Consider the following 12,132-nt stretch of genomic DNA (forward strand, 5'->3'; position numbering starts at 1 on the left):
CGGACGGCGCGAGGTACGCGGACCGGTGCCCTGGTCATCCGGCCCCCAACTGCCGGTCGATGTAGTCGAACATCTCGTCGTCGCTGGCCGCCTCGATCAGCTCGGGAGCCAGGTCGTCCGCGTCGTCCGTGGGGCGGGCGACGGCGGTGGACGGTGTCCCACCGGGCAGCGGGCGGGTCAGTACGTCCCGTATCCGGGCGGCGAGTTCGTCGCTGACGCCGCCCGGCGGCAGGGCGTCGAGCAGGGTCTCCAGGGTGTCGAGCCCGGCCCGGACCGCCGCGTCGCCCGTCGGGCGGGCGGCGGTGGCCCGCTCGGCGAGGTGGCGTGCCAGTGCCTCCGGGGTGGGGTGGTCGAAGACGAGCGCGGCAGGCAGCCGCAGCCCGGTCGAGGAGACCAGCCGGTTGCGGAGTTCGACCCCGGTGAGGGAGTCGAAGCCGACGTCCTTGAACGGGCGGGCCGGACGAATCATGTCCGGCGAACTGTGGCCGAGCACCGCCGCGGCGGTTCCCCGCACCAGGTCGAGCAAGGTCCGGTGCAGCTCGGCCTCGGGCAGCTCGGCGAGCTGCCGCGCCATCGAACGGGCCGGTTCAGCGGCGGAGCCGGTACCGGCGCCGGTACGGGCGGGACGGACCAGGCCGCGGAGCACGGCGGGCAGCCGGTCGTCCGCCCGCAGCGCGGCCGGGGCGATCCTGGCCGCGAGCAGGTAGGCGTACGGGGAGTTCAGCGCCGCGTCGAACAGGGCGAGGCCCTCCGCCGAGGTCAGCGCGCCCGCCCCGGCGCCCCGGCCCGCGGTGACCGCGGCGGTCATCTCGCTGCGCTCCTCCCACAGGCCCCAGCCGATGGACAGGCCGGGCAGCCCCTCGGCCCGGCGTTCGGCGGCGAGGGCGTCGAGGACCGCGTTGGCGGCGGCGTAGTTCGCCTGCCCGGCCGCGCCGAACTGGGCGGCGCCCGAGGAGAACAGGACCAGCGCCGCGAGGTCGAGGTCCCGGGTGAGTTCGTGCAGGGCCAGCGCCGCGTCCGCCTTGGGCCGCAGGACGCGGTCGAACCGGTCCGGGGTCAGCCCGGTGACCGTGGCGTCGTCCAGGACACCGGCCGCGTGGACGACGGCGGTCAGCGGGTGCGCGGCGTCCACCGACCCGAGCAGGGCGGCGAGTTCGGCGCGGTCGGCGACGTCACAGGCGGCGACGGTCACCGACGCCCCGAGCCCGGTCAACTCCCGTACCAGCTCCGGCATTCCGTCGGCGGAGCCGCCCCGGCGCCCCGCCAGCAGCAGGTGCCGGGTGCCGTGCGCGACAACCAGGTGCCGGGCCAGGAGCCGCCCCAGGGTGCCGGTGGCCCCGGTGACCAGGACGGTCCCTTCGGGGTCCGGCGGAGTGGGCAGCAGCAGGACGTTCTTGCCGACGCCTTGGGCCCGGCTGAGCGAGCGCAGGGCGGCCGGGGCCTGCCGTACGTCCCAGCAGGTGACGGGCAGAGGCCGCAGCGCTCCCTCCCCGAACAGGCGCAGGACGTCGGCCAGCATCTCGCCGATCCGCTCCGGACCAGCCTCCATCAGGTCGAACGCCCGGTAGCGCACCCCGGGGTGCTGCCGGGCGACCGCCTCGGGGTCGCGGACATCGGTCTTGCCCATCTCCACGAACCGGCCGCCGTTCGGCAGCAGCCGCAGACCGGCGTCGACGAACTCCCGTGCCAGGCTGTCGAGTACGACGTCGACGCCCCGCCCGCCCGTGGCCGTCAGGAACTTCTCGGCGAAGTCGGTGGTCCGGGTCGAGGCGATGTGCGCGTCGTCCAGTCCCCCGGCCCGCAGGACATCCCACTTGGGAGGCGAGGCCGTCGCGAACACCCGCGCACCGGCATGCCGGGCGAGCTGCACCGCCGCCATGCCGACGCCACCGGCCCCGGCGTGGACCAGTACCGATTCCCCGCGCCGCAGCCCCCCGAGGTCGAACAGGCCGTAGTAGGCGGTGAGGAACACCACCGGCACGGATGCGGCCCGGGCGAAGGACCAGCCCTCCGGTATCCGGGCGACAGTACGGCGGTCGGCGACGGCGGTCGGGCCGAACGCGCCCCCGAAGATCCCCATCACCCGGTCCCCGGGCACCAGGTCGTCCACCCCCGGGCCCACCTCGATGACGGTCCCGGCGCCCTCGCTGCCCAGGCCCTGCTGTTCGGGGTCGGGGTCCAGGCCGAGCGCGGCGATGACGTCGTGGAAGTTCAGCCCGGCCGCGCGCACCGCGATCCGTACCTCGCCCTTGCCCAGCGGGGCGAGGGCCTCGGGAGCGGGCTCCGCCGTGATGTCCTCCGGGGAGCCCCGGCCATCGGTGGTGAGCCGCCAGGCGGCGCCGTCCGGGAGGGACAGCGTGCCGTCCGCCCGGCCGCCGCGAACGAGCCGGGGCAGCAGTGGCAGCGGGCCGGTCCGCAGCGCCAGCTCGGGTTCCCCGGCGGCGAGCGCCGCCGACAGGGCATCCGCCGGTTCGCCGGTCCCGGCCACGTCGATGAGGACGAAGCGCCCGGGGTGCTCGGCCCGCGCGCTGCGCACCAGGCCCCACAGGGCGGCCTGGGCGGGGTCGACAGGACGGTCGGCCGGTCCGGTACGGACCGCGTCCCTGGTGAGCAGGGCCAGCCTGGCCGCAGCGAACCGCTCGTCGGCCAGCCACTGCTGTACGAGGGCGAGGCCCTGGTGCGCGGTGGCGCGGACCCGGTCGGCGGCGTCGGGCAGGTCGGCGGTGGTGACGGCCGCCACGATCACCTCGGGAAGAACGGCGCCCGCTTCGAGGGCGGCCCCCAGGGCGTCGAGGTCCTGCCACGACACCGCGTCGGGGACGGCCCCGCCGAGGGTGCCCCAGGTGGGCACGGCGGGGGCGTCCGGTTCAGTGGCCGGGGTCCAGTCGAGGCGGTACAGCAGGTCTGCGTGGGCGGTCGCGGAGAGCGGCCCGCCCTCGGCCGGAGGCCGCAGCAGCAGGGACTCCACTCCGAGCACCTGCCGCCCGGACAGGTCGTGGGCGTGCAGGGTCACGGCGTCCGGCGCGTCGGCGGCGAGCCGTACACGCAGCGTGGTGGCCCCGGTGATCCCGCAGGTCACACCGTTCCAGCTGAAGGGCAGCCGGGCCCGGCCGTCCTGGTCGGGCAGCAGCGCGGCGGTCTGGAGGGCCGCGTCCAGCAACGCGGGGTGCAGCGCGCATCCGGCGGCGTCGGCGTGCTGCGCCTCCGGCAGCACCACCTCGGCGAACACCTCGCCGTCGCGGAGCCACGCGGCACGGATGCCGCGGAAGGCGGGGCCGTAGTGGTGACCGGCCTCGGCGAAGCGCTCGTAGAGGTCGCCGGTGTCCACGGGTTCGGCACCGGACGGCGGCCAGCTCAGCAGACCCGCCTCGGCCCCGGCCGGATCCCCGGCGGGCCGGGGTGCCAGGGTGCCGGTGGCGTGCTCGGTCCAGGGCTCGTCGGCGTCCCGTGCCGTACGGGCGAACACACTGAGCCTCCGCCGACCGTCACCGTCGGGCGCGGTGACCCGGAGCTGTAGGTGGACGGCGCCCTCGTCCGGGAGGACGAGCGGCGATCCGAGGGTGAGTTCCTCGACCACCGGGCAGCCCGCCTCAGCCCCGGCGCGCAGCGCGAGTTCGAGAAAGGCCGTGCCGGGGAAGAGGACGACGCCCGACACCGCGTGGTCGGCGAGCCAGGGGTGGGTGACCGACGAGATCCGGCCGCTGAGCAGCAGCTCGTCGGAGTCCGCGACCTGCATCGCCGCACCGAGCAGCGGGTGCCCGGTCGTGGCGAGCCCCGCCGAGGCGACGTCCCAGCTGGTGGTCGGGACGTCGAGCCAGTAGCGGCTGCGCTGGAAGGCGTACGTCGGCAACTCGACCCGCCGCGCCCCCGGGAACGCCCCCGACCAGTCGACCCCCAACCCCCGCTCCCACCCACGACCCACCGCGCGCAGCACCTGCTCCGGGCCGCCTTCTTCACGCCGGAGCGTCCCCAGCACCGCAGCCTCCACACCAGCGGCCTCCACCGACTCCCCCACCGCAACACCCAACACCGGATGCGGACTCGACTCGATGAAGAACCGGAAACCATCGGCCAGCAGCGTCTCCGTCGCCTTCCCGAACTCGACGGTCCGACGGAGGTTCTGGTACCAGTACTCCGCGTCCAGCCCCTTCGTATCCAGCCAGCCACCCGTCACCGTCGAAAAGAACGGCACCGACCCCGAACGCGGAGTGATGTCCTTCAGGTCGGCGAGCAACCGCTCGCGGATCTCCTCCACATGGGAGGAATGCGACGCGTAATCCACTTCGATCAACCGCGCCCGCACACCTTCAGCGGTGAGCTCCTCAACGAGCCCGGCAACCGCATCCGCGTCACCCGAAACCACCGTCGAAGAAGGCCCGTTCACCGCCGCCACCGACAAACCCCGGGAAGCACACCGCTCCCGCACCTCCTCCACCGGCAACGGAACCGACGCCATACCACCCCGCCCCGCCAACACCCCCACCGCACGAGAACGCAACGCCACCACCCGCGCCCCGTCCTCCAAACTCAAACCACCCGCCACACACGCCGCAGCAACCTCACCCTGCGAATGACCCACCACCCCATCCACAGCCACACCGAACGACCGCCACACCTCCGCCAACGACACCATCACCGCCCACAACACCGGCTGCACCACATCAACCCGCCCCAACAACTCCTCCGAACCCAAAGCCTCCGTCAACGACCAATCGACATAAGGCCCCAGAGCCCGCTCACACTCACCCATCCGCCCCGCGAACACCTCCGACCCACCCAACAACTCCGCAGCCATCCCCACCCACTGCGAACCCTGACCCGGAAACACCAACACCGAACGACCGGAGACCAACCCGCCCCCGGACACCGCAGCACTCTGTGACAGCGCGGTCAGGTGCTCGGCAAGGTTCTCCTCCGTGCCCACCAGCGCCGCGCGGTGTCCCAGCGCGCTGCGGCCCGTGGCCAGGGAGAAGGCCACGTCCGCCGCGCGGACGCCCGACCCGTCTCCGATCCGGGCCGACAGCGCCACGGCCTGGGCGCGCAGCGCCTCCGGAGTCCGCGCCGAAAGGAGCAAGGGGACGGTCTCCGGTGTCCCGGACCCCTCAACGGGCCGGTCTGCGAAGGCTGTCGGGGCGGCCGGGGCCTGTTCGAGGATGACGTGGGCGTTGGTGCCGCTGACCCCGAAAGAGGAGACGCCCGCCCGGCGCGGACGGCCCGCGTCGTCCCACGTACGGGACTCCGTGAGCAACCGCCCGGCCCCCGCCGACCAGTCCACCTCAGGCGTCGGACCGTCCACGTGCAGCGTCTTCGGCATCACCCCGCGCCCCAGGGCGAGCACCGACTTGATGACCCCCGCCACACCGGCTGCTGCCGAGGCGTGTCCGATGTTGGACTTCAGCGAGCCGATCCAGACCGGACGGTCCGCCGGGCGGTCCTGACCGTACGTGGCCAGCAGCGCCTCCGCCTCGATCGGGTCACCCAGTCTCGTCCCCGTACCGTGCGCCTCCACCACGTCCACCTCGGACGCCGACAACCCCGCGTCCGCCAACGCCGCACGGATCACCCGCTGTTGGGACGGACCATTCGGCGCCGTCAGGCCGTTGCTCGCACCGTCCTGGTTGACGGCCGAACCACGGATCACCGCCAGCACCGGATGCCCGTTGCGGCGGGCGTCCGACAAGCGCTCCACCAGCAGCATGCCCGTACCTTCGCCGAAGGCGGTCCCGTCGGCCCCGGCGGCGAAGGACTTGCAGCGGCCGTCCGGGGCGAGACCGCCCTGACGACTGAACTCGACGAACAGTTCGGGGCTGCACATCACGTTGACGCCGCCCGCCAGGGCCAGCGAGCATTCGCCCGACCTCAGCGCCCGTACCGCGAGGTGCAGGGCCACCAGCGAGGACGAGCACGCCGTGTCCACGGTGACCGCAGGGCCTTCCAGGCCGAAGAAGTAGGCCAGACGTCCGGAGACGATGCTTCCCGAGTTGCCGGTGCCGAGGAATCCTTCGACGTCCTCGGGGATGTAGGGCAGCAGCCGGGCGGCGTAGTCCTGCTGCATCAGGCCGACGTACGTGCCGACCGGGGCACCGCGCAGGGTGGACGGGTCGATGGCCGCGCGTTCGAAGAGCTCCCAGGTGGTTTCCAGGAGCAGCCGCTGCTGGGGGTCCATCGCCGCGGCCTCGCGCGGCGAGATGCCGAAGAACTCCGCGTCGAAATCAGCCGCGTCGTGGAGGAAGCCGCCCTCGCGGGTGATGGAGGTGCCGATGCGGTCGGGATCGGGGTCGTAGAGCGTGTCCAGGCTCCAGCCCCGGTCGGTGGGGAACCCGGAGATGCCGTCGCGGCCCTCGGCCAGCATCCGCCACAGGTCCTCGGGGGAGCGGACACCGCCGGGGAGACGGCAGGCTACGGAGACGATCGCGATCCGGTCGTCGTCCGCGTCCCGGTTCCGGTCGGCCGGGCTCGCGGGTACGGAGGGTACAGCGGCCGTGGACGGGGACGTGGTCGTGGATGTGGACGTGGCCGCTTCCGGGGCCGTGAGTCCGGCGCCCAGGAAGTCCGCGAGCGCCGCCGGGGTCGGGTGGTCGAACACCAGGCCGGCGGGAAGCCGCAGGCCGGTGGCGGCGTTCAGGCGGTTGCGCAGTTCCACCGAGGCCAGCGAGTCGAACCCCAGCTCGCGGAAGGCCCGTACGGGATCGAGGGCGTCCGGGGAGGTGTGGCCGAGGACGGCTGCCGCGTGGGTGCGGACGAGGTCGACGAGCAGCCGGGTCCGTCCGCCGGTGTCGAGGGCCGCGAGGCGCCCGCGCAGGGCGTTGTCGTCGGCCGCCGCCTCCGTGGCCGCGGCCGCCCGGCGCGGCGGTGTGCGGACCAGGCCGCGCAGCAGCGGCGGCAGGGTGCCGTCGGCGGCTGCGGACCGCAGGGCCGCGGTGTCGAGGCGCATCGGGACCAGGGCGGCCCGGTCCACGGTGAGGGCGGTGTCGAAGAGCGCGAGTCCCCGTTCGGTGGAGAGCGGCGGCATCCCGGACCAGGCGAGGCGTCGTACGTCGTCCTCGTCCAGGTGTCCGGTGAGGGCGCTGGGCTGCTCCCACAGGGTCCAGGCCAGGGACTGCCCGGCCAGCCCAGCCGCCCGGCGCTGGGCGGCGAGGGCATCGAGGAAGGCATTGGCGGCGGCGTAGTTGGCCTGTCCGGGACCGCCGAAGGTGCCCGCCGCCGAGGAGAAGAGCACGAAGTGCGTGAGGTCGAGGTCGCGGGTCAGTTCGTGCAGGTGGAGGGCGGCCTCGGCCTTGGGGCGCAGTACGGCGTCCACGCGTTCGGGGGTGAGTGCGGTGACGACGCCGTCGTCGAGCGTGCCCGCGGTGTGGACCACGGCGGTCAGCGGGTGCGCGGGCGGCAGGTCCGCGAGTACGGCGGCCAGGGCGGCCCGGTCGGCGGCATCGCAGGCGACGATGGCGGTCTCGGCCCCCAGCGCGGCGAGTTCGGCCCGCAGTTCCCCTGCTCCGGCGGCGGCCGGGCCGCTGCGGGAGAGCAGCAGCAGGTGGCGGACGCCATGCCCGGTGACCAGGCGGCGGGCGATGTGGGAGCCGAGCAGGCCGGTGCCGCCGGTGATCAGGACCGTACCGTCCGGGTCGAAGGACGGGAGGGACCCGGCCGCGTCATCCGGGGAGCCCGGGTCGTTCCTGAGGACGCGGACCAGCCGGGGTACGCGGATGTCGTCGCCCCGGACCGCGCACTCCGGTTCCCCCGAGGCAAGGGCCGCCGTGACGCCCCCGGAGGTGCCGTGCTCGTCGTCGGCGTCGAGGTCGAGCAGGGCGAAGCGCCCGGGGTGTTCGGAGCGGGCCGAGCGGACCAGCCCCCAGAGCGCGCTGTGGGCGGGGTTGCGTACGGCCTCCCCCTCCCCCGTGCTGACCGCGCCCCGGGTGGCGAACACCAGGCGCGCGTCGGCGAAGCGGTCGTCGGCGAGCCAGGTACGGATGTCGCTGAGGGCCTGGTGGACGGCGGCGCGGACCGCCTCGGCCGGTCCGGCCGCGTACCCGGGCTCTGTCGGCTCTGTCGGCTCTACGGGCTCCGCGCAGGTGAGCAGGACCGTTTCGGGCACCGGGGCCCCGGCGTCGACGGCGGCCAGCAGCGTGGCCAGGTCCGGGGTGCGGTGGACGGGTGCGCCGCTGCCGCGCGGGGGTGTGGTGACCCACTCCGTCGCGTAGAGATCCTGGTGGCGGCGGCCCTGAGGGGTTCGGTCGGCGCCGAGGGAGAGGGTGCCTGCGGGGCGCAGGACCAGCGCGTCCACGGTCGCCACGGGGGCGCCGGTCGCGTCGGCGATGGCGAGCGTCACCGCGTCGGGTCCGGCCGGGGCGAGCCGGACGCGGATCACCCCGGCGCCGGTTGCGTGCAGGGTCACACCGTTCCAGGAGAACGGCAGCCGCCCCTCGGGGTGGGCGTCCGCACCGGGGGCGCCGGGCACTCCGGTGGCGTGCAGGGCCGCGTCCAACAGGGCCGGGTGCAGGCCGAATCGGTCGGCGTCGGGGGCGGGTACGACGGCCTCCGCGAACAGCTCGTCGCCGCGCCGCCAGGCCGCGCGCAGGCCCTGGAAGGCGGGGCCGTACGAGAATCCGCCCGCCGCGAAGCGCTCGTACAGTCCGTCGAGGGCGAGGGGTTCGGCGCCGGGCGGCGGCCAGGGCATCGGCCCGTCGGCCTCGGTGTCTTCCGCGCCGCCCTGGGCCAGGACGCCTTCGGCGTGCCGGGTCCACTGCTCGTCGCCGGAGTCGTCGGGGTCGCCGTCGGCGGGGGTGTCCGGCCGGGAGTGCAAGGTGAGCGGGCGATGGCCCCGGAAATCGGGGGCGCCCACGGTGAGGCGCAGGACGGTGCCGCCGTGCTCGGGCAGCACCAGGGGGGCTTCCAGGGTGAATTCCTCGACCCGGGGGCAGCCGACGCGGGCTCCGGCCTGGAGCGCGAGTTCCAGGAAGGCGGTGCCCGGGAGCAGGGCCCGGCCGCCGACGGCATGGTCGGCGAGCCACGGGTGCGTACGGACCGACAGGCGGCCGGTGAGGAGCAGGCCGTCGCTGTCGGCGAGGACCACGACGGCGCCCAGCAGAGGGTGGTCCGCCGGGGCCAGTCCGGCGGAGGTGACGTCGGCGGCGGGCGCGGCGCCGTCCTCGAGCCAGTACGGGGCGCGCTGGAAGGCGTACGTGGGCAGTTCCACCCGTCCGGGGCGGCGTCCGGCGAAGACGGTGTCCCAGTCCGGGGAGACTCCGCGCAGGTGGAGTTCGGCCAGGGATTCGGTGAAACGGCGCGGGCCGCCGTCGTCGCGGCGCAGGGTGCCCAGGGCGGTGGCGTCGGCGCCCGCGTCCTCGACGGTCTCCAGCATGCCGACGGTGAGGACCGGGTGCGGGCTGCTCTCCAGCAGGACCTGGTAGCCGTCCGCGAGCAGGGCGCGGGTCGCCTGTTCGAAGCGGACGGTCCCGCGCAGGTTCCGGTACCAGTAGTCGGCGTCCAGGGCGGAGGTGTCCTCCAGCAGGGCGCCGCTGACCGTGGAGTAGAAGGGGACGGCGGACGAGCGCGGGGTCACCCCGTCCAGCCGGTCGAGCAGTTCCGTACGGATGTCCTCGACGTGGGCGCTGTGCGAGGCGTAGTCGACGGGGATGCGCCGACTGCGGATGTCCAGGGCCGTCGTCCGGTCGAGGAAGGCGTCGAGCGCGTCGGTGTCGCCGGAGACGACGGTGGAGGCGGGTCCGTTGACGGCGGCGACGGAGAGCCGGCCGTCCCAGGGGGCGAGGTGTTCGGCGACCTGTGCGGCGGGCAGGGCCACCGAGGCCATGCCGCCACGACCGGCCAGGGCGCGGATGGCCCGGCTGCGCAGGGCGACGATCCGTGCGCCGTCGTCGAGAGAGAGGGCTCCGGCGACGCACGCCGCGGCGATCTCGCCCTGGGAGTGGCCGATGACGGCGCCGGGGGTGATGCCGTAGGAGCGCCAGAGTTCGGCGAGGGAGACCATGACGGCCCACAGCACCGGCTGCACCACATCGACGCGTTCGGCGGGCGGGGTGCCGGGGGCGCCGCGCAGGACGGCTTCCAGGGACCAGTCGACGTAGGGGGTCAGGGCGGCCTCGCACTCGGCGACGCGGGCGGCGAAGGCGGGGGCGGAGTCGAGGAGTTCGACGGCCATGCCGGTCCATTGGGACCCCTGTCCGGGGAACACCAGGGCGACCTGTCCGCCGCTTCCGGCGGTGCCTTGGACCAGGCCGGGGGCGGTGCGGCCGGCCGCCAGGGCGTCGAGGCCGTCCCGGAACTCGTCGGGGTGGGCCCCGATCAGGACCGCCCGGTGCTCGTGCGCGGCGCGGGTCGTCGCGAGGGCGTGGCCGACTTCGGCCGGGCTGGGTCCGGGGTGGGCGCCGAGATGGTCGCGGAGCCGTACGGCCTGGGCGCGCAGGGCTTCGGCGGTGCGTCCGGAGAGCACCCAGGGGAGGACGGGTGGGGGTGTGGTGTCCGGGTCCGGGGCGTGCCGGGCCGCGTCCTGTACGGCGGGGGCGTCGGCGTCCTCGGGGGCGGCCGGGGCGGCTGAAGCGGCCGGTTTTCCTTGCTTGGCGGGGCCGGTGGAGGCGGCCGAAGCGACCGGTTCCCCCTGCTGGACGGGGCCGGTGGGGGCGGCCGAAGCGACCGGTTCTCCCTGCTCGGCGGGGTCAGCGGGGACTGCGGAGTCGGCGGCGTCTTCGGGGTCCCCGGGTTCGTGCGCCCGTTCTTCGTCCGCCTGCTCCAGGACGACATGTCCGTTGGTGCCGCTGACGCCGAAGGAGGAGACCGCCGCCCGGCGCGGCCGTCCGGTCTCGGGCCAGGGGGTGTTGGCGGTGACCAGGCGGACCGCGCCCGCCGTCCAGTCGATCTGCGGGGACGGGTCCTGCGCATGCAGAGTGGGCGGGACGGTGCCGTGCCGCAGGGCGAGGACGGTCTTGATGACGCCGCCGACACCGGCCGCCGCCTGGGTGTGCCCGATGTTGGACTTCAGCGAGCCGAGCAGCAACGGCTGACCCTCCGCGCGGTCCTGCCCGTAGGTGGCCAGCAGGGCCTGGGCCTCGATCGGGTCGCCCAGCGGGGTGCCGGTGCCGTGCGCCTCGACCACGTCCACGTCGGCGGGGGTGAGTCCGGCGTTGGCCAGGGCGTGGCGGATGACGCGCTGCTGGGCCGGGCCGTTGGGGGCGGTGAGTCTGCTGCTGGCGCCGTCCTGGTTGACGGCGGTGCCCCGGATCAGGGCGAGGACCGGGTGGCCGTTGCGCCGGGCGTCGGAGAGGCGCTCCAGCAGGAGCATGCCGACGCCCTCGCCCCAGCCGGTGCCGTCTGCGGTGGCGGCGAAGGACTTGCAGCGGCCGTCCCGGGCCAGGCCGCCCTGGCGGCTCATCTCCACGAACGGCACGGGTGTCGACATGACCATCGCGCCCCCGGCCAGGGCCAGGGTGCAGTCGCCGGACCGCAGGGCCTGGGCGGCGAGGTGGATGGCGACCAGCGAGGAGGAGCAGGCGGTGTCGACGCTGACCGCCGGGCCCTCCAGACCGAAGGTGTAGGCGACGCGGCCCGAGGCGACGCTGTCGGAGCTGCCGCTGCCGACGTAGCCCGCCACGTCGTCGGGGACCTGGCGCAGCCGTACCGCGTAGTCCTGGTACATCACCCCGGCGAAGACACCGGTCCTGCTGCCCCGCAGGGTCGCGGGGTCGATACCGGCCCGTTCGAACGCCTCCCAGGTGGTCTCCAGGAGGAGCCGCTGCTGCGGGTCCATCGCGAGCGCTTCGCGCGGGGAGATCCCGAAGAATCCGGGGTCGAAGTGGCCGACGTCGTCGAGGAATCCGCCCAGGGCGGTGTGGCTGGTGCCCTCGCGCAGCTGGTCCGGGTCGTCCAGGTGGTCGAGGTCCCAGCCCCGGTCGCGGGGGAAGCCGGTGATGGCGTCGGTGCCGTCGGTGACCAGGCGCCACAGGTCCTCGGGAGACCGTACGCCGCCGGGGTAGCGGCAGCTCATCGCGGTGACCGCGATGGGTTCACGGCCCGCTTCCTCCGCTTCGGTCAGGCGCCTGCGGGTGCGGTGCAGGTCCGCCGTCACGCGCTTGAGGTAGTCCCTCAGCTTGTCGTCGTTCACCATCGGGAGCCGCCGTCCTGGTT

The 12,132-nt window shown here is 74.6% G+C and carries 1 protein-coding gene; it reads right to left on the minus strand.

Going from position 1 to position 12,132, the window contains the following annotated elements:
* Positions 1-34 precede the first annotated feature (34 nt).
* On the minus strand, positions 35-12,112 hold the full coding sequence (locus ACFW9Z_RS28085; protein ID WP_384645368.1) for an SDR family NAD(P)-dependent oxidoreductase: 12,078 nt from the start codon (positions 12,110-12,112) through the stop codon (positions 35-37).
* Between the last annotated feature and the right edge of the window lie 20 nt (positions 12,113-12,132).

The sequence above is a fragment of the Streptomyces sp. NPDC059452 genome, from assembly GCF_042750035.1.
In the GTDB taxonomy this organism is placed as follows: domain Bacteria; phylum Actinomycetota; class Actinomycetes; order Streptomycetales; family Streptomycetaceae; genus Streptomyces.

Excerpts from the sequence above, each read along its gene's own strand:
- ACFW9Z_RS28085 (WP_384645368.1), bottom strand. The coding sequence starts at position 12,112 with ATGGTGAACGACGACAAGCTGAGGGACTACCTCAAGCGCGTGACGGCG.